Genomic DNA, 22085 nt, shown 5'->3' with positions numbered 1-22085 from the left:
CGCGGCTACCCGACTCCGCCAAATGTATGCAGGCCGTTTCCGGCCCTTGATACAGCCGATGTCTGGGTAGTCCCCTGGGACAGGACTGGTTCCGAAGCGACCTGGAGGAAAGTCGATGGTTGACCGAGCCGACCGGTTCATCGAGGTCTCGCTCGACAAGCGCGGGGTGAGCTGCACGGCCAAGCTCCTTGACGATCTCGCGCCGATCACCTGCGACGCGGTGTGGAACGCGCTGCCGCTCGGGGGTGATGTGTATCACGCGAAGTACGCACGCAATGAGATCTACGCGCTGCTGCCACCCTTCGCGCCGGAGGAGCCGCCCCTCGAGAACCCGACGATCACCCCGATCCCCGGGGACCTGTGCTACTTCACCTTCACGGACACCCAGCTCGGGACCAAGTCGTACGGATACGAGACCGAGGCCAAGCACCAGGGGCGGCGGCAGGTGATCGACCTGGCGCTCTTCTACGAGCGGAACAACCTGCTGATCAACGGCGACGCGGGCTGGGTGCCCGGGATCGTCTGGGGCACGATCGTGGACGGCCTCGACCGCATGGCCGACGCCTGCCAGGACCTGTGGCGCGCCGGGGCGCTGGGGGAGACGCTGAACTTCCGCCGGGCGTAGCGCGTGGGCCGGGCACGGGCCCTCGGCGTGTGCCCGGCGTAGCGCAAGCCCGGGGCCCGGGGCGGAGTCGCCCCGGGCCGTGGGCGATGGGCCTTACGCCGTCGGCGGGCGCACCCCGTCCGCCAGCCCCGCCTCGAACAGCGCGTGCGCCGCGCGCAGCACGAGCGCGTCCGCGTGGCGCGCACCCACCAGTTGCACCCCGATCGGCAGGCCCGCGCCGCTGAGGCCGCACGGCACCGAGGCCGCGGGCTGCTGGGTCAGGTTGAACGGATAGGTGAACGGCGTCCAGCCGGTCCACCGGGTGTGCTCCGAACCCTTGGGCACCTCCACCCCCGCCTCGAACGCGGTGATCGGCAGCGCGGGGGTGACCAGCAGGTCGTACGCGGAGTGGAACCGTCCCATGGCGTGGCCGAGGGCCATCCGCACATCCACGGCCGCCAGATAGTCCAGCGCGCTGTACGACGCCCCCTGGGCGCAGATCTCGCGCAGCCCCGGGTCCAGCAGCTCCCAGTCCTCCTGCCCCAGTGGCTGCACCACCCGGGCCGCGCCGCTGAACCACAGGGTGTGGAACGCCTCCACCGGATCCTCGAACCCGGGGTCGATCTCCTCGACCACCGCGCCCAGCTCCGCCAGCAGGTCCACCGCCCGCCGCACCGCCGCGGCCACCTCCGGGTCGACCACGGCCGCGCCGCCGAGCGTGGGGCTGTAGGCGACCCGCAGGCCGTCCACCCCGCCCCCGCCGGGTACGAGCGCCTCCCGGAAGCCGCTCTCGGCGGGGCCCAGCTGGGACCAGTCGCGCCAGTCCGGGCCGGAGATCACGTCCATCAGCAGCGCCGCGTCCGCCGCGTCCCGGGTCATCGGCCCCACATGGGCCAGGGTGCCGAACGCGCTCGCCGGATAGAGCGGAACCCTCCCATAGGTGGGTTTCAGCGCGAAGATGCCGCAGAAGGCCGCCGGGATACGGACCGAGCCCCCGCCGTCCGTCCCCAGGCTCAGCGGACCCGCGCCCAGCGCGACCGCGGCCGCGCTGCCGCCACTGGAGCCGCCCGCGGTCCGCTGGGGGTCGTACGGATTGCCCGTGACCCCGTGGACCGGGCTGTCGGTGACGCCCTTCCAGCCGAACTCCGGGGTCGTGGTCTTCCCCACGAACACCGCGCCGTGCTCGCGCAGCCGCGCCACCGAGGGCGCGTCCTCGTCCCACGCCTTGCCCTCGGGCCGTACGGTCCGCGAACCGCGCAGGGTGGGGGCGCCGCGCTGCAGCAGGATGTCCTTCACCGACACCGGGACGCCGTCCACCAGGCCCACCGGGGCCCCGCGCCGCCACCGCTCGGCGGACTCCTCGGCCTGCCGCAGCGCGTCCTCGGCGTCCACCCGGGTGAAGGCGTTCACCTCCGGCTGAATCTGCTCGATCCGGTGGAGGACGGCACGGGTCGCCTCGACGGGGGAGAGCTCGCCGGAGGCATAGCGCTCGACGAGTTGAACGGCTGTCAGGTCGTGAATGTCGGTCATCCGGCTCTCCGTTCAGGTCCTGCGGTCAGTCCACCGGTACGTACCCGAGGCGTTTGTCGACGATGTTGAGCAGTGGTTCGCCCGCGCACCAGCGCTCGTAGTTGTCCTGGAACTGGTCGGCCAGGTGGTCGCGCCACCCGACCGTGTCGCCGCTCATATGGGGCGAGACGAACAGCCCGGGGACGTCCCACAGGGGATCGTCCGAGGCCAGCGGCTCGTGTTCGAAGACGTCCAGGGCCGCCCCGGCGATCCGCCGGGCGACCAGGGCCGCCGTAAGGTCCTTCTCGACGACCAAGGGGCCGCGGCCGATGTTGATGAACCGGGCGGAGGGCTTCATCCGGTCGAAGACGGCGCGGTCGAACATGCCGCGGTTGGCGTCGGTGAGCGGCGCCGCGCTCACCACCCAGTCGGCCGACGGAAGCAGCTCGGGCAGCTCGTCACCGCCGCGCACGCCCTGCCGGGCGGTGCGGCCCACCAGCTCGACCACCACGCCGAGCGCGGCCAGGGTGGAGCCGATCGCCCGGCCGATGGGACCCGCGCCCACGACCACGGCGCGCGTTCCGGCCAGCCGCATCGTCTCGCGGTGCTGCCAGCGTCGCTGCCGCTGCAGCTCCCAGCTTCCGTGGAAGTCCTTGGCCATGGCGACCACCAGACCGGCCACATACTCCGCGATCGGCTGCTCGAAGACCCCTCGAGCATTGGTCAGTACCGTGTCGGACGCGACGAGTTCGGGGCAGAGCAGCCGGTCCACCCCCGCGCTCGCCGTATGGACCCACGCCGGCCGGGGGCCCTCGCCGGGCCAGGCGCCGCGGACCGCGTCGGAGGTGAAGTCCCAGACCAGGAGCACATCCGCGGTGGGGAGCGCCTGGGGCAGCGAATTCTCGTCACAGACGAGCACCTTGGCCCGGCCGGCCACCCGGTCCAGGTGGACCGGCGGCTGGTCGCCGAAGACGACAACTGTGCTTTCGGACATAGGCGGGAAACCGTTTCGAAACGTGGGTGGGTTTGCCTGAAGAAGGAGCGGGCAGGCGCCTCAGTTTGAGGATTGACCACGCTAGGCAGCGGAAACTACCGTCGTCAACAACGGCATCTGTCCCGGCGTCCCGGCAACAGGCCGGCTCTCTCCATCCAAATCTCTGGCCAATGGTCCAGTCCCTCCGTTCCGTATTGGGGCTCGCTTTGGACGTCTCTTTTCTGGGTGGCCCACAGCCGCAGCGCGGCGTGGGTGTGGTGGCACCGTTCGACTTCGCACTCGACCGTGAGCTGTGGCGCTGGGTGCCGGACGAGGTATCCCTCCACCTCACCCGTACCCCGTTCGTACCCGTCGAGGTGAGCCTCGACCTGGCGCGGCTCGTCAGTGAGCACGAGACCCTGCACGACGCGGTGCAGGCGCTGGCGGCCGTCGCACCGGAAGTGGTGGCGTACGCGTGCACCTCGGGCAGCTTCGTCGGCGGGGTCGCCGGGGAGCGCGCGATGTGCGCGGCCATGTCCCAGGCGGGTGAGATCCCGTCGCTGACCACCTCGGGCGCGCTGCTGGAGGCCCTGCGGGAGATCGGCGCCCGGCGGATCGCGGTGGTGACGCCGTACACCCAGTCCGTCACCGACTCGCTGGAGGAGTATCTGGCCGAGGGCGGGATGACCGTCACCGGCCGGGCGTACCTCGGACTGACCCGGCACATCTGGAAGGTGCCGTACCGCGATGTGGTCGACATGGCCCGGCAGGCGGTGGTCGGGGCCACCGACGCGCTCTTCATCAGCTGCACCAATCTGCCGACCTACGACGTGATCCCGCAGCTGGAGGCGGAGCTGCGGATGCCCGTGCTGTCCGCGAACCAGGTCACCATGTGGGCGGCGCTGCGGGCGATCGGCGCCCAGGCCGTCGGGCCGTACCAGGCGCTGCTCGACCCGGCCGCCCGGTCCGGTCCGGCGGGGATGTCGGTGTCGCCGAGCGGCCCGCTCCCGGTGACGGACCCGGTCGTCGAGTCGATGCTCGGGGTCGTGGAGGCGGTCGAGTCCGTGGTGGACGAGACGGAGGCGGCGCTGGCCGGGGCGGCCTCGCCGGGTACGGACGGCGACCCGGCCGACGGGCTCGACCCGGGCTTCGGCACCGGCCTCGGCGAGGGCCCCTATCTCGACGATTCGGGAGGCCCGGCCGCGGGGTGAGGCGGGGGCCTCTACCTCGACGACTCCGGCGGTGCGGCCGCGGGGTGAGCCGAGGGCCCGGTGTGCCCGGCGGGTGGGAACCCGCCGGGCGTCCGCGGTGTAGGAGAAGTGACAGCAGTGCAGCGGCGGCGCTCGCGGGGGCCGCAAGTCAAGGAGGCAGTCATGGTGGACTCGACGCACCCGGCCCCGGACACGGTGGGCTTTCTCTACCCCGGATACTCCGCCGAGGACGAATACCCGCGCCTGGAAGGCATGCTCGGCGGCGACAGCGGCGACATCCGGCTTCCACTGGTCCATACCGACATCGGTGAGGACGCCCACCGGGTGGACGCCCTGCTGGAGATGGGGTCGGCGGCCCGCCTCGCGGCCGGGGTCGCCGAGCTCGCCGAGCGCGGCGCCCGTGCCGTGGTCTGGGCGTGCACCAGCGCCAGCTTCGTCTTCGGCTGGGAGGGCGCCAAGGAACAGGTGCGCGAGCTGGGCGAGACGGCCGGGCTGCCCGCCTCCAGCACCTCCTTCGCCTTCGCCCACGCGGTGCAGGCGCTCGGCGCCGACCGGGTGGCCATCGCCGCCACCTATCCGGAGGACGTCGCCGACTACTTCCGGGCATTTTTGAAGGCGGCCGGCGCCGAGGTGGTCTCGATGCGCGGCAGCGGGATCATCACGGCCGCGGAGGTCGGCACCTGGGGCCGGGAGGAAGTGCTGGAGCTGGCCCGCGCCGGGGACCACCCCGAGGCCCAGGCGGTGCTCCTGCCGGACACCGCCCTGCACACCGCCGCCTGGATTCCGGATCTGGAGGCGGAGCTGGGCAAGCCGGTGCTCACGGCCAACCAGGTCACGGTCTGGGAGGGGCTGCGGCTGCTGGGCCGCGATCCGGTCCATGACCGGCTGGGCACGCTCTTCGCCCGGAGCGGCGGATAGCGGCGGGTGGCGCGGCCGCGGACGGGCGCGCCGAAGGGCCCGAGGATCCGGTGACGGGGAGCTGAACCCCGGTGGAATTCCATGGCGCTCTTTCGCCATCAGGGCATTCCGCTTATCGGACTGCGCCTAGCATGCAGCCGTGCGTCGCCAACATCTCTCCCCGGTCCCGCCGGCACGTCATCTGCTGGTCGCCGGTGCGGTGACGGTGGCCACGGCCGTCGGAATCGGCGCGCTGGCGGTCGGCGGAGGCTCCTCGGACGGCTCTCCTGCGCGCCCCTCCGCGAGCGGAGGCGCGCCCACGAAGGCACCGGACGGGCTGCGGCACACCTCCGTCGAGGTGTCCGAGGGCGGCTGTGGCCGTGGCTGGACCGATGCCATCCGTGGCAAGCAGGTCTTCGAGCTGCGGAACACCTCCAGCAGATCGGCCGAGGTCTATCTCACCAATCCGGCGAACGGCGCCGTCTACGGAGAGGTGGAGGGCCTGGGCCCCGGCACCAGCAGACCGCTGAGCGTCACGCTCGGCGGGGGCTCCTACGCCTTCGTCTGCCTGCCCGAGGACGCGGACGCGGTCACCGGGCCCACCGTCACCGTGCCCGGACCGGCGCGGGGTGGTGGACCGGCCGCGATCCCGGTCGGCCAGCAGGATCTGATCCCGCCCACCATCGCCTACCAGAAGTGGGTGGCGGGCCGGATGGACGAGCTGGTGCTGCGCACGGACGCGCTGCGCTCGGCCATCCACCGCGGTGACCTGGCCACGGCCCGTGCGGCCTGGCTGCCCGCCCATCTGGTGTACGAGCGGATGGGCGCCGCCTATGGCGCCTTCGGCGACGCCGACGGGGCGATCAACGGCACCACGGCGGGGCTGTCCGACGGGGTCCATGACCCGGACTTCACCGGATTCCACCGCCTGGAGTACGGCCTGTGGCACCGTCAGTCCGCGAGCGCCCTGCGCCCGGTCGCCGACCGGCTCGTCAAGGACGTCCGAGACCTGCGGGACGGTTGGCCGCAGGAGCGGATGGACCCGGCCGACCTGGGCCTGCGGGCGCACGAGATCATGGAGAACACCGTGCAGTTCGAGCTGACCGGCCGCACCGACTACGGCAGCGGCACCAACCTGGCCACCGCGCGGGCCAACCTGGACGGTACCCGGGCCGTGCTGCGCCGGCTGGAGCCGCTGCTGAAGCCCCGTGCCCCCTGGCTGCCCGAGCTGAAGAGCGACCTGGACCGCACCCAGCGGACCCTGGAGCGCTCGCACCACGGCGACCGCTGGACCTCGTTGGACCGGCTGAGCCGATCCGGGCGCCAGCGGCTCAACGCGGACACGGGCGCGCTGGTGGAGCGGCTGGCCCAGGTGGCGGCCCTGATGGATGTGCGGAGGACTCGGTGAGCGAGGTGCTGCGCAGGGGCTTTCTGCTGGGCGCCGCCGCGGGCACGGTCGGCGCGGTGGCGGGCACGGCCGCGGGTACGGCGGCGGCGAAGGAGGCCGGGCCGGGGAAGATGCCCACCCGCGTCCCCTTCCACGGCACCCATCAGGCCGGCATCCTCACCCCGCCCCAGCGGGCCACCGCGTTCATCGCCTTCGACACCACGGCCGAGGGGCGCAAGGAGCTGGCCGACGCCTTCCGTACGCTCACCGAGCGGTGCCGCTTCCTCACCACCGGAGGCACCCCCGATCCGGTCGGGATCACCGCGCCGCCCGCGGACTCCGGCACCCTGGGCCCCCAGGTGGCCGCCGACCAGCTGACCGCGACCGTCGGCGTGGGCGCCTCGCTCTTCGACGAGCGCTACGGACTGCGGGACCGCAAGCCCCGGCGGCTGCACGCGATGCGCTCCTTCCCCGACGACGATCTCGACCCCGACTGGTGCCATGGCGATCTGAGCCTCCAACTGTGCGCCGACAGCACGGACACGGTGCTCCACGCGCTGCGCGACATCGCCCGCCACACCCGGGGCGCGCTGCAGATCCGCTGGCGTATCGACGGCTTCGTCAGCCCGCCGCGCCCGTCCGGCACCCCGCGCAACCACCTGGGGTTCAAGGACGGCACCGCCAACCCGGACACCGGGGACGCCCGGACGATGGACCGTCTGGTGTGGGTGGGCGCCCACTCCGGGGAGCCCGCCTGGGCGACCGGCGGCAGCTATCAGGTGATCCGGCTGATCCGGATGCTGGTGGAGTTCTGGGACCGGGTGTCGATCAGCGAGCAGGAGCGCATGTTCGGCCGCAGCCGGGACTCCGGCGCCCCGCTGGACGGTCAGCACGAGTTCGACACCCCGCGCTTCGCACAGGACCCCAAGGGCGACATCATTCCGCTGGACAGCCATATACGGATGGCCAATCCGCGCACCGCCCGGACCGAGGACCAGCGCATCCTCCGCCGTGCCTACAACTACGACCGGGGCATGGACGGCAATGGCAACTTGGACATGGGGCTGCTGTTCTGCTGCTACCAGCAGGACCTCGAGCGCCAGTTCGAGACCGTGCAGAAGCGGCTGGCGGGGGAGCCGCTGGTGGACTACATCACCCCCTTCGGCGGCGGCTATTTCTTCGCGCTCCCCGGGGCGAGAGACCGTTCCGACTGGCTGGGACGAACCCTTCTGACCTGATCGTCGCCCCACCATCCGGTCAAGAACATCTCAAGAGTTCCTTGGATTCTTCTGACCCTCTATTCACTCGGCCGTCTCCATGGATTCCATCGGAGAGTCCTGCCCGCGGCACAGGATCAGGCGCAGGCGTGAAACGCGAATCATGTGGAGGCATGACATGGGCGGCACGGCAGGATCCGAAGGCGGCCGACGGCGTGGCCGGGTCGCGCGTTGGGGTGCCCTGGCCGGCGCCGCGGCCCTGGCGACCGTGGGCGGGGTGGCCCCCGCATGGGCCGCGCCCGCGCAGGGCGGCCACACCGCGACCCCGGTGAAGCATGTGGTGGTGATCTTCGACGAGAACATCTCGTTCGACCACTACTTCGGCACCTATCCCAAGGCGGCGAACACGGACGGCACCAAGTTCACGCCGGCCAAGGACACCCCCAAGGACATCGACACCCTGGCGCACGCCGGGCTGCTGGAGAAGAACCCCAATCTGTACAAGCCCAAGCGGCTGCGCAGCGACCAGGCCATGACCTGTGACCAGAACCACTCCTACGGCCCCGAGCAGTACGCCGCCAATGGCGGCAAGGCCGATAAGTTCGTGGAGAACACCGAGGTCAGCAAGTGCACCGGGCTGTTCGGCGAGCCCGGTCTGGTGATGGACTACTACGACGGAAACACCGTCACCGGCCTGTGGAACTACGCCCAGCACTACGCGATGAGCGACCGTTCCTTCAGCTCGGCCTACGGCCCCTCCACCCCCGGAGCGCTGGAGCTGATCTCGGGCCAGACCCATGGCGTGATCTCCACCGACCCCAAGTCCTCCACCGAGGACCCGAAGCAGACCGACAAGCCGGACGCGTACACGGTGGCCTCGCCGGACGCCAAGGGCGTCGGCACGGTGATCAACGACCCGGACCCGGCCTTCGACGACTGCTCCAACAAGGACCACACCAGCGGCAACGCCCTGGCCCAGCTGAAGGGCCGGAACATCGGCGATCTGCTCAACGCCAAGGATGTGAGCTGGGGCTGGTTCCAGGGCGGCTTCCGGCCCAGCACCGCCTGGGACGGTGCGCAGGACCACTACGCCAAGTGCTCCGGCACCACCCACAAGAACGTCGGCGGCGCCGCCTCGGTGGACTACAGCCCGCACCACGCGCCGTTCCAGTACTACAAGTCCACGGCGAACCCGCATCACCTCCCGCCGAAGAACGTCCAGGAGATCGGCCACAGCGGCCGGGCCAACCACAACTACGACCTCACCGACTTCGACGCGGCGCTCAAGACGGGCCATCTGCCGTCCGTCAGCTTCCTGAAGGCCGCCGAGTACCAGGACGGCCACGCCGCCTACTCCGACCCGGTCGACGAGCAGCACTTCCTGGTCGAGCAGATCAACGCGATCCAGAAGTCGCCGCAGTGGAAGGACACCGCGATCGTCGTCGCGTACGACGACAGCGACGGCTGGTACGACCACGCCTACGCCAAGCCGCTCAACGGGTCGACCGACAAGACCACGGGCTCCAACGGCAAGGCCACCGACAGCCCCGCCTGCCAGTCCGCTCCGAAGCCCGCGGGCGGCTACCAGGACCGCTGTGGCCCCGGCCCCCGGCAGCCGCTGCTGGTGATCTCCCCGTTCAGCAAGTCCAACAAGGTCGACCACACCCAGACCGAGCAGACCTCGATCACCCGCTTCATCGAGGACAACTGGCACACCGGCCGGATCGGTGACGCCTCCTTCGACCGCCGGGCGAACACCCTCTCCGGGCTCTTCGACTTCCGTCACCCCAACAACACCCAGGTGCTGCTGAAGCCCGACGGCTCGGTCGCGTCGGTGCACAAGGCCGGTCACTACACGACCTCCGCCCTGGCCGCCCACGCCCCGATCGTGAACGCCGCGGCCGCCGACGCCCTCACCACCCGGCGTCTCGCCGACGACAAGGGCATCTCCGCCGCCCTGCCCATCGGCCTCACGGCGGGTGCGCTGGTGCTCGGCGGCGCCGGTACGGCGCTGGCCCTCCACCGCCGTCGCACCGCGCGGACCGCGGGCTAGGCCCGTTCCGCGCGAGCGCACGGCACACCGCCGTCGGGTCCGCCGCCACACCTCCTCCCCAGGTGGCGGCGGACCCGGCCGTTTTCCGGGGCCGGATGGTCCCCGGCCCCGGCCGTCTTCCGGAGGGCCCGCGGGGCCGGGAAACAAGGGCCGGGAATAAAGCGGAGTCTTTCTCCGGTTGAAGGTCGCCGGTAGACGTAGAGGCGTGGCGGCGCGGCGCCGCACACGCACACGACATACGCGCACCGCAGTGCGACCAGGGAGGCGGGCCACCGTGGCCGATGAGCAGGACCGGCGAGACGACCAGCGCGACCCCATCCGGGCCCGGCCCCTCGGCAGCGCACCGGTGCCCCTGTCGGTGCTGGACCTCGCGACCGTAGGCAGCGGGGTGACGGCCGCCGAGGCGCTGCGCACCACCACCGAACTCGCCCGGCTCGCCGAGCGCCGGGGCTTCCAGCGCTTCTGGGTCGCCGAGCACCACTCCATGCCCGGGGTCGCCAGCTCCTCCCCGGCGGTCATCCTCGCGCATCTCGCCGCGCACACCGAGCGGATCCGGCTGGGCTCCGGCGGGGTGATGCTCCCCAACCACGCCCCGCTGGTCATCGCCGAGCAGTTCGGCACCCTGGAGGCGCTAGCCCCCGGCCGGGTGGACCTCGGCCTCGGCCGCGCCCCCGGCACCGACGGGGCCACGGCCGCCGCGCTGCGCCGCACCGACCGGCTGCGTGAGGGCGCCGACGACTTCCCCCAGCAGCTCGCCGAGCTGACCCGCTTCCTCGACGACGACTTCCCGGACGGCCACCGCTACGCACGTATCCACGCGGTGCCGGGGCCGGTGCAGGGCACCGTGCCCGGCGGGGTCCAGTCGGCCGGCCGGCCCTCGATCTGGCTGCTGGGCTCCAGCGGGTTCAGCGCCCGGCTCGCCGGGATGCTCGGCCTGCCGTTCTCCTTCGCCCACCACTTCTCCGCGGCCAACACCGTCCCCGCGCTCGACCTCTACCGCGAGACCTTCCGGCCGTCCGCCGTGCTGGACGAGCCGTACGCCTCGATCGGCGTCTCGGCCTTCGCCGCCGAGGACGAGAAGGAGGCCCACCGTCAGGTGCTCACCGGCGCCCTGGCCATGATCCGGCTGCGCACCGGACGCCCCGGCCTGGTGCCGACGCCCGAGGAGGCCGAGGGGTACGAGTTCAACGAGATCGAGCGCGACTTCATCAACAGCTGGCTGGCCAATGTCGAGTACGGCAGCCCGGACCAGGTCCGCGAGGGGCTCGACGGGCTGATCAAGCGCACCGGGGCGGACGAGGTCAAGATCACAGCCAATGCCCACGGCCGGGACGCCCGTCTGCGCTCGTACGAGCTGATCGCCGACGTCTACGATCTGCCGACGGCGCAGACGGAGGCGTAGCGCTAACCCGGCGCCGAGCAGGTGATCATCGCCTGGATGCGGTCCGGCGGCACCGGACGGGAGTAGAACCACCCCTGTCCCGTATCGCAGCCGATCCGCCTCAGCCGCTCCGCCTGCTCGGCGCTCTCCACACATTCGGCCGTCACCGTGAGGCCCAGCCGGTGCGCGAGCTGTACCAGCGCCTCGACGATGGTCTCGTCGGCCGGATTCGGATGCTCCTCCGCCCGGAACCCCTGGACGAACGAGCCGTCCAGCTTGAGCGTGGAGACCGGCAGCCGGCTGAGATAGGCGAGGTTGGAGTAGCCGGTGCCGAAGTCGTCGATCGCGATGGCCACCCCCATGTCGCTGAGCGCCTGCAGCGCCTGCAGCGGCCGCCCGGTGGACCCCATCACCGCCGACTCGGTCAGCTCCAGCTGGAGCAGATGGGGCGGCAGCCCGGTCTCGGCCAGGATCGCGCCGACATCGGCCACCAGATCGGAGTCCCACACCTGGCGGACCGCCACATTCACGCTGACCACCAGCGGATGCGGCGGTTCGGCCAGCTGCCAGGCACGGGCCTGGCGGCAGGCGGTGCGCAGCACCCACCGGCCCAGCGGCACGATCGCGCCGTTCTCCTCGGCCAGCGGGATGAACCGGTTCGGCGACAGCCGCCCGAACTGCGGATGGTCCCAGCGCACCAGCGCCTCCACCCCCCGGACCACCCCGTCGCCCAGCCCCACGAGCGGCTGGTAGTCGAGCACGAACTCGTCCCGCTCGACCGCCGGGCGCAGTGTGCTGGACAGCGCCTGCCGGGTCATCCGATGGGCGTTGCGCTCCGGGTCGAAGAGGGTCCAGCGCGCCTTGCCGTCCTCCTTCGCCCAGTACAGCGTGGTGTCCGCGGCCTGCATCAGCCAGGTGGTGTGGGTGCCGGCCGCGGGCCGCTCCACCACGCCGATGCTCGCCGACACCGAGAGCCGCTGTCCGCCCACGTCGAACGGTTCCTGCAGGGCGGCCAGCACCGTCCGGGCGAGGTCGCACAGCTGCTCGGTGCCGGTGGAGTTGCGGACCAGCAGGGCGAACTCGTCCCCGCCGAGCCGCGCCACCAGATGGCCGCCGGGCGCCGCGCAGTCGGTGAGCCGCTGGGCGACCGCGCCGAGCAGCCGGTCACCGACCCGGTGGCCGAGGGTGTCGTTGACCGCCTTGAAGCCGTCCAGGTCGAGATAGCACAGCCCGATCCGGCCGGTGCCCCCGTGGTCGTAGGTGGCCGCCTCCAGCGCCCGGGTCATCCGCTCGAAGAAGAGGCTGCGGTTGGGCAGCCGGGTCACCGGATCGTGCATCTGCAGATGGCGCAGCCGCCCCTGGAGATCCCGCTGGTCGCTGATGTCGGCCATCGACAGCAGCAGACTGCAGCTGTCCGGCGCCGGCTCCACGGTGATCTCGGCCCACAGGGCATGGCCGTCGGCGCGCCGCAGCCGCCGGGTGCGGCGCAGCCGCGCGGCACGGCCGCCGAGCACGTCCCGGTACTCCCGCCAGGTGCGCGGATCCTCGCGCAGATCGGCCAGGTCCGCCGCGCTGCGGGTGATCAGCAGGGCCGGATCGGTGCCGAGCAGGGCGCCGAGCGCGGGGTTGGCGTCGAGCACCCTGCCCTCGCGGTCGACGACGGCCATGGCGAGGCGCGCCACATTGAACGCGGCGCGGTAGTCGCCGGGCGCGGGACCGGTCGCGTGCCCGGCCGTGGGACCGGTGGTATGCCCGGCCGTGGGACCGGTGGTATGCCCGGCCGTGGGACCGGTGGTATGCCCGGTGGTGGGTCCGGCGGTATGCCCCGCCGTGGACCCGGTGGTATGCCCCGTTGGGTGCCCTGTTGAGTGCCCCGCGCCCGGGGGCGTACCGGGGCCCGGGGGCGTGCCCAGGACCGACGGCGCGCCGGGGGCCGGACGGGGTGCGCCGGGGTCCTCCGCGACCGGAAGGACGCTCGGCATGGCCTCACGCTCTGTGATCGTCGGCAGCGTCGCGCCCGGGGCGCGTCCCTGCCCGTCGGGGGTTCCGCTCACCGCTCGCTCCCGCGTGGCGTTTGTTGTTTCCAGGTTGTTCGTACACATCTTGTGCATGTCTCACACCGGGTGCCGGGCCGACCGTAAATGCCTGCCTGAAGGGGGATTCCCCGCTGGAAATGTGCCGATCATAGGGGCTCGTGCTTCGGGCGTTCCATCGATGTCATCGCGCTCACCGCCGCCTTGACAATGTGTTTGGTCGTATCTGTTCGACTCTGCGCGGGCCAACAGTCGCTCTGACCGATTGTGACCGTCTGTTACGTACCCGGATAGCGGCCTCTTCACTCGACCAGCCCAGCCCAACAGGGCGTACCCCGCCAATTCACCTCAGCGTGGAGTGGGTGTTCCGACTACGCCGGGGAGGTCGACATGGTGCGTCCTCACGTACCCGAGGGGGTGCACCGGCAGCCTCGGCTGCGTCGGACCGGAGCCCTGCTCACCTCGCTGAGCGCCCTCATCGCGACCACCGTGGTGGCGGGCCCAGCCGTCGCGGCCGGCCCCGGCGGCCCCTGTGACCTGGAACGCACCGACGCCCACCACTCGGAGGGCGTGGACACCTGGAACTCCCGCTATCCGCGCCCGGTCCGCCGCCTGGACGCGGCGATGGTCTTCCTGTCCTTCCCGGACGCCCGGCCCCGGGTGACCCCCGCCCAGCTGGCCGCCGACCACATCCCCGCGACCCCCGATTTCTTCAAACGGGCCTCCTACGGGAAGTTCGGCTTGCGGGTGCATCCGCTGCGGCGCTGGATCACCATGCCCCAGCGCTCCACCGCGTACGCCATACAGCGCGACTGGAACGCCCAGCGCCGCGCGGCCTATCTGCGCGACGCCATCACGGCCGCCGATCCGCACCTCGACTTCGCCCGCTACGACCTCGTCTATCTGGTCGCCGACCCCGACGCCCCCGGTGTGGACGCCGACGCGACGAAAGTGGTCAACTTCGAAAGGCCACTGCGCGCGGACGGTGTCGATCTGCGCCGTCTGGTCACCGTTTTCGAGCACCATCCGCCGGACCGCAATGTGCTGGCCCATGAGACCGGCCATGTCTTCGACCTGCCCGACCTCTACCACCGGCCGAAGGACACCGACGGCAACGCCGAATGGGACACCTACGTCGGCGACTGGGACCTGATGGGAAGCCAGTTCGGCATGGCACCCGAGCCGTTCGGCTGGCACAAGTGGAAGCTCGGCTGGCTCGGTGCGCGCCAGGTGGCCTGCGACCGCGCCACCGGACCGCGCCGCTACACCCTCCAGCCCCTCTCCGCCCCCATGGTGCGCGGCCGGTCCGGCGCCGACACCCGCACCCGGCTGGTCGTGATCCGTACCGGGCCCAGCACCGCGCTGGCCATCGAGGCGCGCGGCGGCCGCGGCAACGACGCGGGCACCTGCACCGAGGGCGTGCTGGTCTACCGCGTGCGCAACGACAAGGCGTCGGGCGACGGCCCCGTCCAGGTGCTGGACGGCCACCCCGCCACCTCCGCCTGCTGGAACGAGTCGGTCTACCCCGAACTCGCCGACGCCCCGCTCGGCGTCGGGGACACCATGTCGATCAAGGAGGACTCCGTCCGGATCACGGTGGCGGGCCGCGCCGCCGACGGGGGCTGGACCGTCCGGGTCAACCGCCGGGCGCGCTGATGACGGATGCTGCCGACGGCTGATGGTGGCTGACGACGGCTGATGGCGGCTGATGACGGCTGATGACGGGGCCGCGATGGCCCCGCCGGCCGCTGCCGGACGCCCGACGATGAAGCAGGTCGGGCCGCCTACGGCCCCCCGCCGAGTACCGCGGCGCGCCCCTAACCGTTGATCAAGTCGGCTTCGAGGTGGCGCTTCGAGACTGTGGGCCCCTTTTCGACGTCGGGCGCCCGGGAGTTGAGAATGCCGCGACACGCGAATCTGGCCGAGGCCCTGAAGGAACGGGCCCTCCGGTGCCCCGACGGCACGGCGCTCGCCCACCCCGCCGCCGATGGCACCGAACGCCGGGTGCCCTACGCAGCGCTCGACGCCCGCGCCGACGCCGTGGCCGCCTGGCTGTGCGCCCGGGACGCCGTCGGCCGCCGGGTACTGCTCGCCATGGACCCCGGTCCGTGCGCCGCGGTGGCGCTGCTCGGCTGTCTGTACGCGGGGGCCGTCGCGGTGCCCGTGCCCGCGCCGTCCGCCTCCCGGACCGATGCCGAGCGCACCGCCGCGATCGTCCGGGACGCCGCAGTGGGCCTCGTCCTCACCGAGACCGCCCACGCCACCGAGACCTCCCGCCGGCTCTCCCGAATCGGCCGCGCCGGGCTGACCTGCCTCGCCGTCGACGGGCTCCGCCCCGACGCGGGCGCCGACGCATCCCGGCAACCCCTCCGCACCACCGCCGACAGCCTCGCGCTGCTCGCCTACGACTCCGGGCCCGCCACCGCCCCCCGCGGCGCCCTGCTGACGCATGGCAACCTTACGGCGGCCATGGCCGGGCTGCGGCGGACGCTCGGCACCGACCGCCGCTCCCGGATCGGCGGCTGGCTGCCCCGCCGCCACACCCCGGGGCTGATCGGGCAGGTGCTGCACCCGTTATGGCTGGGCGCCACCGCCGTGACCCTTCCGGCGGAGCCGTTCCGCACCGATCCGCTCGGCTGGCTGCGCGCCATCAGCCGCCACGGCATCACCGAAACCCTCGCGCCCGACATCCTCCACGCCCGCTGCGCCGCCCTCCTCGGCGACGAGCCGCCGGCCGGGCTCGACCTCTCCCGCTGGCGGACCGCGCTGAACGCCGGGGAGCCCGTCTCCACCGGGACCATGGCCGCCTTCCCCCACCGCTGCGCCCCGCTGGGCCTGCGTCCGGGCACCCTGGTGGCCGGGTACGTCCCGGCCGAGGGGGCGCCGGTGCCGCTGGCCACGGGGCGGGCACCGGTGCCGGGCGCGGACTTCGCCGTCGTGGACCCGCTGACCGGGCGCCGGCTTCCGGACGGGGCGCCCGGGGAGATCTGGGTGCGTGGCCCGGCCGTCGCCACCGGCCACTGGGGCGGTCCGCCGGACACCGCGCTGCTGTTCGCCGCCCGGGTCGCGGAGGGCCCCGGCGGCTTTCTGCGCACCGGCGATCTCGGCCTTACGGTCAACGGCCGGCTCCGGATGACCGGACGGGTCCGTGACGCCCTCCTGGTGGACGGGCACACCCTGCATCCCCAGGACGTGGAGCGCGAACTGCTGGGCTGCGCGAAGGCGCTGGGGTCGGCCCGGGTGTTCTGCGCCGGGCCCGGTGCGGGCGCGCTGGTGGTCGTCCAGGAAGTCGTCCGTACGGCGGGCGGGGCGCGCACCGGGCTGCCCCGGCTGGCGGCCCGGATCCGCGCCCTGATCGCCGAGGAGTTCGGGGTCGAGACCGGCGCGCTGTTGCTGGTGCGCCCCGGCACCGTGCGCGGGGCGGGAACCGTCAAAATCCGGCGCGCCCTGCTGCGCGAGCGCTATCTGCGGGGTGAAGTGCGGGCGCTGCACGCCGAGTTCGGACCGGGGGCCGGTGAGCCCTGCCGGGGTGGTGCGGCGTGAAAAGGGGGCGCGCGGTCGCGTTCACGCAACGGGATGGACGTTCGACGGGCGTATTTCCCCGCGAATCGATGGAATGACCGAGAGGGTGGGGGAATAATCGCCATGCGGGGCGAGGCCGGGCGGGGAAAACAGGGGGCGGCATGGTCAGGGTGCTGATCGCGGAAGACATGCATATGTTGCGCAAGGCACTGGTCGCCCTGCTGGAATTCGAACCGGATATCGATGTGGTCGCCGAATTCTCCGACGGCGCCGAAATCCTGCCGCGCGCCCGTGAACTCCGCCCGGACGTCGCCGTGCTCGACATCGATCTGCCGGGCGTGGACGGGCTCACCGCCGCGGCCGAATTGAGCACGGCCGTCCCCGAATGCCGCACCATGATGCTCACCAGTCTCGGCCGCCCCGGAAATCTGCGCCGCGCACTGGCGGCCCATGTCTCCGGTTTTCTGCTGAAGGACAGCAGCCCGGATAAGCTCAGTGACGCCATCCGTGCCGTCGCCAAGGGCGAGCGAGTGATCGATCCCCAGCTCGCGCTGGCCGCCCTGGACGACGGCCCACAGCCGCTGACCCCACGTGAGCTGGAGGTCCTGCGGTTCGCCGCGAAGGGCGAGGACTCCGGGCAGATCGCGGCCAAGCTGTTTCTGTCGGTGGGCACGGTGCGCAACTATCTGACGTCCGCCGTGACCAAGCTGGACGCCCGCAACCGGGTGGACGCCATCCGGATCGCCCGCGAGGCGGGCTGGCTGTGAGGCGGCGTCCCCACGTGCCGGTCGGGCCGTAGGCCGTCAGGGGTTCCGCCGCGCCGTCAGGGCCCGTGACGCAGTGCAGGCAGCCCCGGACGCCGTTGCGCCGCCAAACCCCCAGGACGCCGTTGCGCCATGCGGGCTCCGGACCCCGTTGCGCCATGCGGGCTCCGGACCCCGTTGCGCCATGCGGGCTCCGGACCCCGTTGCGCCATGCGGGCTCCGGACCCCGTTGCGCCGTGCGGGCTCCGGATCCCGTTACGCCGTGCGGGCTCCGGATCCCGTTACGCCGTGCGGGCTCCGGATCCCGTTACGCCGTGCGGGCTCCGGATCCCGTTACGCCGTCACCGTCGGCCCCGGGCCGTACTCCCGGCCGCTCCGCGGCGGCGCGTCCACGGACACATCCAGCTCCGCCCGCAACTCGAACCAGCCGTCCGACCGCACGCCCGCGCGCAGCCGCCCGCCGAGGTTCTCCACCCGCACCCGGAGGTTGCCGATGCCGCTGCCGCCGTCCGAGCTGTCGGCGCGCAGGATCGTGGACGGCCGGCCCACCCCGTCGTTGACGAGGGTCAGCGACACCCGCGGCCCGCTGCGCCGCGCCTCGACCGCGCAGTGGTCGGCCTTGCTGTGGCGCAGCACATTGGTCAGCCCCTCGCGCAACACGCTCGCCAGCACCGTGTCCACCAGTTCCGGCAGCGGGCCGCAGTCGATCTCGGCCGTGGCGCTGATGCCCGCCGCGGCCAGCATCGAACGGGCCGTCGCCGCCTCCGCCGACAGCGACATCTTGCGATAGCCACTGGCCACCTCCCGTACGTCGGCGAGGGCCTGACGGGAGGTCTGGAGGATCTCCGAGAGCTCCTGCTGGGCGCGGGAGTTCTGCCGGGGCACCAGCCGGTGCACCAGCTCGCATTTGAGGGTGATCGTGGACAGGCTGTAGCCCAGCAGATCGTGCACGTCCCGGGAGAACCGCAGCCGCTCCTGGGCGACCGCCAGCCGGGCCAGCTCCGCCCGGGACCGGGACACCTCGGCGACCAGCCCGGACAGCCGGGAGAGCCCGAAGACCACCAGCCCGGTCAGCGCGGTGGAGACGCTGGTGTACGCGACCTGACCCCAGCCGAACCCCACCTGGAACAGCAGCACGTCCGTGCACAGCAGGATGGCCGCGAACGCGGGCCACGCCAGCGCCGGGACCAGCACCAGCAGCGAGGAGCCGGCCAGGAAGCCCGGCATGCCCAGCCAGGCGTGCTTGAAGATGGCGAAGGGGGCGAAGGTCAGCACCGCCTGGAGCGCCAGCGTCCAGCGCCGCGCACCGCTGAGCCGGGGCGCGAGGCCGGGGAAGGAGTGCAGCATCTGGAGGCAGAGCAGCATGGTCATCGGCAGCAGCGCGAGACCGAGCATCGCCGCGTCGACCGACCTGCCCGAACGATTGCCGTCGACCACATAGGTGACGGCCACGGCGAAGTACCCCACCAGCACGAGGACCGTGATGACCACGGCCAGACGCGGCGCCAGATCGTCCTGGTGGCGCGGTGGATGGTTCCCGGCATCGTCGGGCAAGAGGCTCCCCTGCACTCGTCCTCCGGATGGTCGGGCCGGATTGGGTGGCTTGCCCGAGAGTATCCGATCTTCACCTGGGGTGGAGAGGCCCTGTGGAAGGCTCATGGTGTACGCGGAGTTACCGGATATCACGGGGGATCACAGGAAAAACGGAATCGGGTTGAGGTCCGCGTAGGGCGTGGGCCCCGACAGCCGGCCGAGCGCCACGGGGGCGTCGAAGAGCCGGCCGGGCGCGAACCGGGCCCAGTGCGGGCGCATTCCGGGCACCAGCACCTTGGCCACCGGCAGCCCCACATCCGGCCGGGTCTGGTCCAGCACCAGCAGTTCCATCCCGCGCCCGCGCACCAACTCCCTTACGGCGGCCAGCTCCCTCACGGCGGTCGGCTCCCTTACGGCGGCCGATTCCGTTACGGCTGTCGGCTCCCTTACGGCTGCCGGCGCACCGCACTCCGGGGGCTCGAGGGAGCCGGATATCTCCGGGGGCGGTTCGGCGGCCGGATCGGGGGCCAGATACGGGTGGTCGGCGAGGGCCGCGGTACGGAACCAGTGCAGCGCCTCGGGCTCGGCGGCGCCGTAACCTCCGCCGTCGGCACGGGCCTCGACCACCGCCGGAAGCATCTGGTTCAGCTCGGCCAAGGCGTGGCAGAGCGCGGTGTGCCGGTCGAAGTGGGCGCCGAAGCCGAGGGTGATGTCCTCGGCGGGCTTGTCGAGGCGCCGGGAGAGGGCGGCGACCACCGGGATGCCGAAGTCCGTGGTGAGGTCCAGGGCCCACACCTCGCGCCGCACGCCCCGGTGGGCGGCGCGCACTTCGGCCAGCCATGGGTCGTCGAAGGCGTCCAGGGCCACGGCGGGCTGCCGGGTGCGGTTGTACCACCACAGGGCGACCGCGTCCCGCTCCACCAGCTCCAGGAAGCCCCGTACGACGGCGTCCGCCAGGGTGCCGCCCGCCGCCGTGCCGTTGGAGTCCGCCCGGCAGCAGCGGCGGCCCGGGGGCTGCGGGGCGCCGTAGTACAGCAGCGCGGTGGGCAGCAGCCGGTGACGTTCGGCGGTGAGCGACCACACCGGGGTCCAGTCCAGCTCCGCGCCCTCGTCGAACGGATCGTGGACGCGGTGGCGCGCGGGGAGGGCCGGGTCCAGGAACTGGCGCGGGTCGAAGAGCTGGACGGTGTCCGGATGCACCGCGTCCGCCGGGCGCAGATCGCGGTAGCGGGCACGCTGACGCGGCTCGTCTCCCTGGAAGTGGCCGCTGTAGTGCTCCAGGGCCTCGCACAGCGCGCTCGCCCGCGCCTGTTCGGCCGTGCGGCCCTTACCGTGGGCGGCGGCCCGCAGCCCGGCCCTTACGGCGTCCAGGCCGCCGTGAGGGCCCGCCCCGGCGTACGAAGGGTGGCGGGCGTGGAAGCAGTTGAGGACGGCGGGGCCGCGCGGGTCGCGCCGGATCTCGGTGACCAGCCCGGTGACGGGGTCCACCAGATGTCCGTAACGCTCCATGATCCCGCGCGGGGAGGTGTCCGCGGAGTCGGTATCGATATCGGTCAGCGGCTCCTGCGGTTCCCGCGGTTCCCGTGGTTCCCGTGGTTCCCGTGGCGAGGGCAGCGACAGGGGCGCCCGTATCCGGGCCGCGACCAGCGCCGGATCGCCGCAGCCGGGGCACTGCGGGCGGCGGGAGACCGGATGGCGGTCCACGGTGGCGGCGAGGCTGTCCAGGGTGCGCAGCTCCCGCTGGCCCGGATGCCGGTACCCGGCCAGCCATTTGGCGGCCTCCAGGGCGGCGAGCTGGAGCGCGGCGGCGCGGCTCGCGGGCAGGGAGGCGGGCGGCCGCGGCACGGGTCCGGGGCGGCCGAGCCGGCGCTGGAGATACGCCTCGGCCTGCCGTCCGCGCCACAGCCGGTCGGCCAGACAGACCCAGCACGGATTGTCGGGGGCGCCGAGGAAAGGGCCCAGCCACGCCTGGGTGCCCACCGGTTTGACGGGCAGCCAGCGACGGCCGGCGGCGCGGTGCGCGGCGTCCATGGCGGCGAGCCGTGGATCGAGGTAGTCATCGCACACCACAAGGGTGAGTTCCGCGTCGTCATGTTGACGGAAGGCGATTTGACATATCTCTCGCCGAGCGCTATCGGCCCCGGAGGTTGTCGGATCGCCGTCCGCCGCCTCCGCGGTCACGGACCCCGGGACCGCCGTCTCGCCGTCCACCGTCCTCAGCCCCGCGACGCGCAGCGCCCGGACCACCTCGTCCGGGTCGGTCGAGCCGAGCACCAGCGGGGCCACGGCGGGGCGGGCGGACGCGGGCGCGGGGTCCGGGGCGGGGCCGCCCGTGCCCAGCCCGGCCAGCTCCCAGTACGCCTCCTCGGGGGTCCAGGCGCGCTCCCGCTCGGAGACCAGCCCGGCCGCGCGGAGACGGGCGATGACGCGCTCGGCCTGCCCGGCCGGGACCGCACTGGCCGGGACCGCGCCGGGCGGGCCCGCGGCACGGCCGGGCGTGGCGGCCTCGGTGAGGATGTGGGCGAGGTCCCGCGACCCGTCGAGCAGTGGCGCCAGCGCGGCGATCGCCCGCCCGTGCAGGGCCGTGACCCCGTGCTCGGAGACGAGATAGACGGCCTCGCCCGGCACCGGCTCGACTCGCAGATGTGGTGTGAAGCCCAGTTCGCCGGTCATCGCGAGGTCAATCGGCGCCGACGGTGCAGATGCAGATGCCGGGCGCGGGGATGGGCCAGGCGGCCTCGGAGAGGTTCTCGATGACCAGGTCGTCGTCCTCGGCGGGCGGACGAACGGCCTCGGCGGTCTTGGCGGTTCCGGTGGTCTTGGCGGTTCCGGCGGCCTTGCCGCGCTCGGCGGCCTGGACGACCCCGGTGGCCCCGGCGACCCTGGTGACCTCGGTTTTCTCGGCGGGATGAGCCAGGACGGCGGGGCTCGGGGACTCATATGGGACGGGCGTATCGGTCATCGCGGACTCTCTCATCGCCAGGGGTGTGAATTTGTCATG

The 22085-nt window shown here is 72.5% G+C and carries 16 protein-coding genes; 10 read left to right on the top strand and 6 right to left on the bottom strand.

Features of this window, described 5'->3' with window-relative positions:
- The first annotated feature begins 115 nt into the window (after window positions 1–115).
- Complete coding sequence (locus NP777_RS23395) at window positions 116–625, top strand: DUF3830 family protein (RefSeq protein WP_256652130.1); 510 nt, start codon at window positions 116–118, stop codon at window positions 623–625.
- Between the two features lie 93 nt (window positions 626–718).
- Here the strand turns inward: NP777_RS23395 and NP777_RS23390 are convergent, their stop codons facing one another.
- Together NP777_RS23390 and NP777_RS23385 are read right to left on the bottom strand one after the other, a co-directional pair.
- Window positions 719–2134, bottom strand: coding sequence for an amidase (locus tag NP777_RS23390; RefSeq protein ID WP_256652129.1), 1416 nt, complete (start codon window positions 2132–2134; stop codon window positions 719–721).
- A gap of 25 nt (window positions 2135–2159) precedes the next feature.
- Complete coding sequence (locus NP777_RS23385) at window positions 2160–3107, bottom strand: D-2-hydroxyacid dehydrogenase (RefSeq protein ID WP_256652128.1); 948 nt, start codon at window positions 3105–3107, stop codon at window positions 2160–2162.
- A 206-nt stretch (window positions 3108–3313) separates the two neighbouring features.
- Between NP777_RS23385 and NP777_RS23380 the strand changes: the two genes are divergently transcribed.
- The 6 genes from NP777_RS23380 to NP777_RS23355 all read left to right on the top strand — a co-directional run bounded on the left by NP777_RS23380 (window position 3314) and on the right by NP777_RS23355 (window position 11253).
- Window positions 3314–4297, top strand: coding sequence for a maleate cis-trans isomerase family protein (locus NP777_RS23380; protein WP_256652127.1), 984 nt, complete (start codon window positions 3314–3316; stop codon window positions 4295–4297).
- A gap of 162 nt (window positions 4298–4459) precedes the next feature.
- Window positions 4460–5215, top strand: a complete 756-nt coding sequence (locus NP777_RS23375) for a maleate cis-trans isomerase family protein (protein ID WP_256652126.1) — start codon at window positions 4460–4462, stop codon at window positions 5213–5215.
- A gap of 139 nt (window positions 5216–5354) precedes the next feature.
- Window positions 5355–6602 carry an EfeM/EfeO family lipoprotein gene (locus NP777_RS23370; RefSeq protein WP_256652125.1) on the top strand — a complete coding sequence of 416 codons (1248 nt, stop codon included), beginning with the start codon at window positions 5355–5357 and terminating at the stop codon, window positions 6600–6602.
- Window positions 6599–7819 (top strand): iron uptake transporter deferrochelatase/peroxidase subunit, encoded by a 1221-nt coding sequence (gene efeB, locus NP777_RS23365; protein WP_256652124.1) that lies wholly within the window; start codon window positions 6599–6601, stop codon window positions 7817–7819. The genes NP777_RS23370 and efeB overlap by 4 nt, the downstream gene beginning before the upstream one ends.
- A 157-nt stretch (window positions 7820–7976) precedes the next feature.
- Window positions 7977–9851, top strand: a complete 1875-nt coding sequence (locus NP777_RS23360; protein ID WP_256652123.1) for a phospholipase C — start codon at window positions 7977–7979, stop codon at window positions 9849–9851.
- A 274-nt stretch (window positions 9852–10125) separates the two neighbouring features.
- Window positions 10126–11253, top strand: coding sequence for an LLM class flavin-dependent oxidoreductase (locus NP777_RS23355; RefSeq protein ID WP_256652122.1), 1128 nt, complete (start codon window positions 10126–10128; stop codon window positions 11251–11253).
- A 2-nt stretch (window positions 11254–11255) separates the two neighbouring features.
- On the opposite strand, the gene NP777_RS23350 is transcribed toward NP777_RS23355, so the two are convergent.
- Window positions 11256–13334, bottom strand: coding sequence for a putative bifunctional diguanylate cyclase/phosphodiesterase (locus tag NP777_RS23350; RefSeq protein ID WP_391858559.1), 2079 nt, complete (start codon window positions 13332–13334; stop codon window positions 11256–11258).
- A 321-nt stretch (window positions 13335–13655) separates the two neighbouring features.
- On the opposite strand from NP777_RS23350, the gene NP777_RS23345 reads away from it, so the two are divergent.
- From NP777_RS23345 to NP777_RS23335, 3 genes are all read left to right on the top strand, one after another.
- Window positions 13656–14921 (top strand): M6 family metalloprotease domain-containing protein, encoded by a 1266-nt coding sequence (locus NP777_RS23345; protein ID WP_256652120.1) that lies wholly within the window; start codon window positions 13656–13658, stop codon window positions 14919–14921.
- Window positions 14922–15164: 243 nt separating this feature from the next.
- A complete protein-coding gene (locus NP777_RS23340; protein WP_256652119.1) occupies window positions 15165–16808 on the top strand; it encodes an AMP-binding protein in 1644 nt (547 codons plus the stop codon).
- A 140-nt stretch (window positions 16809–16948) separates the two neighbouring features.
- Window positions 16949–17554 (top strand): response regulator transcription factor, encoded by a 606-nt coding sequence (locus NP777_RS23335; RefSeq protein ID WP_256652118.1) that lies wholly within the window; start codon window positions 16949–16951, stop codon window positions 17552–17554.
- Window positions 17555–17884: 330 nt separating this feature from the next.
- On the opposite strand, the gene NP777_RS23330 is transcribed toward NP777_RS23335, so the two are convergent.
- From NP777_RS23330 to NP777_RS23320, 3 genes are all read right to left on the bottom strand, one after another.
- A complete protein-coding gene (locus NP777_RS23330) occupies window positions 17885–19105 on the bottom strand; it encodes a sensor histidine kinase (RefSeq protein WP_256652117.1) in 1221 nt (406 codons plus the stop codon).
- A gap of 138 nt (window positions 19106–19243) precedes the next feature.
- Window positions 19244–21757, bottom strand: coding sequence for a TOMM precursor leader peptide-binding protein (locus tag NP777_RS23325; protein WP_256652116.1), 2514 nt, complete (start codon window positions 21755–21757; stop codon window positions 19244–19246).
- Window positions 21758–21764: 7 nt separating this feature from the next.
- Complete coding sequence (locus tag NP777_RS23320) at window positions 21765–22046, bottom strand: hypothetical protein (RefSeq protein WP_256652115.1); 282 nt, start codon at window positions 22044–22046, stop codon at window positions 21765–21767.
- Window positions 22047–22085 lie beyond the last annotated feature (39 nt).

It is taken from the genome of Streptomyces rugosispiralis (assembly GCF_024505145.1).
In the GTDB taxonomy this organism is placed as follows: domain Bacteria; phylum Actinomycetota; class Actinomycetes; order Streptomycetales; family Streptomycetaceae; genus Streptomyces; species Streptomyces rugosispiralis.
This window is presented reverse-complemented; position numbering and strand designations above follow the sequence as displayed.

Coding starts and splice junctions, on each gene's coding strand:
- NP777_RS23395 (WP_256652130.1), top strand. CDS start 116: ATGGTTGACCGAGCCGACCGGTTCATCGAGGTCTCGCTCGACAAGCGC.
- NP777_RS23390 (WP_256652129.1), bottom strand. CDS start 2,134: ATGACCGACATTCACGACCTGACAGCCGTTCAACTCGTCGAGCGCTAT.
- NP777_RS23385 (WP_256652128.1), bottom strand. CDS start 3,107: ATGTCCGAAAGCACAGTTGTCGTCTTCGGCGACCAGCCGCCGGTCCAC.
- NP777_RS23375 (WP_256652126.1), top strand. CDS start 4,460: ATGGTGGACTCGACGCACCCGGCCCCGGACACGGTGGGCTTTCTCTAC.
- NP777_RS23360 (WP_256652123.1), top strand. CDS start 7,977: ATGGGCGGCACGGCAGGATCCGAAGGCGGCCGACGGCGTGGCCGGGTC.
- NP777_RS23350 (WP_391858559.1), bottom strand. CDS start 13,334: ATGTGTACGAACAACCTGGAAACAACAAACGCCACGCGGGAGCGAGCG.
- NP777_RS23345 (WP_256652120.1), top strand. CDS start 13,656: ATGGTGCGTCCTCACGTACCCGAGGGGGTGCACCGGCAGCCTCGGCTG.
- NP777_RS23340 (WP_256652119.1), top strand. CDS start 15,165: ATGCCGCGACACGCGAATCTGGCCGAGGCCCTGAAGGAACGGGCCCTC.
- NP777_RS23335 (WP_256652118.1), top strand. CDS start 16,949: ATGGTCAGGGTGCTGATCGCGGAAGACATGCATATGTTGCGCAAGGCA.
- NP777_RS23325 (WP_256652116.1), bottom strand. CDS start 21,757: ATGACCGGCGAACTGGGCTTCACACCACATCTGCGAGTCGAGCCGGTG.
- NP777_RS23320 (WP_256652115.1), bottom strand. CDS start 22,046: ATGACCGATACGCCCGTCCCATATGAGTCCCCGAGCCCCGCCGTCCTG.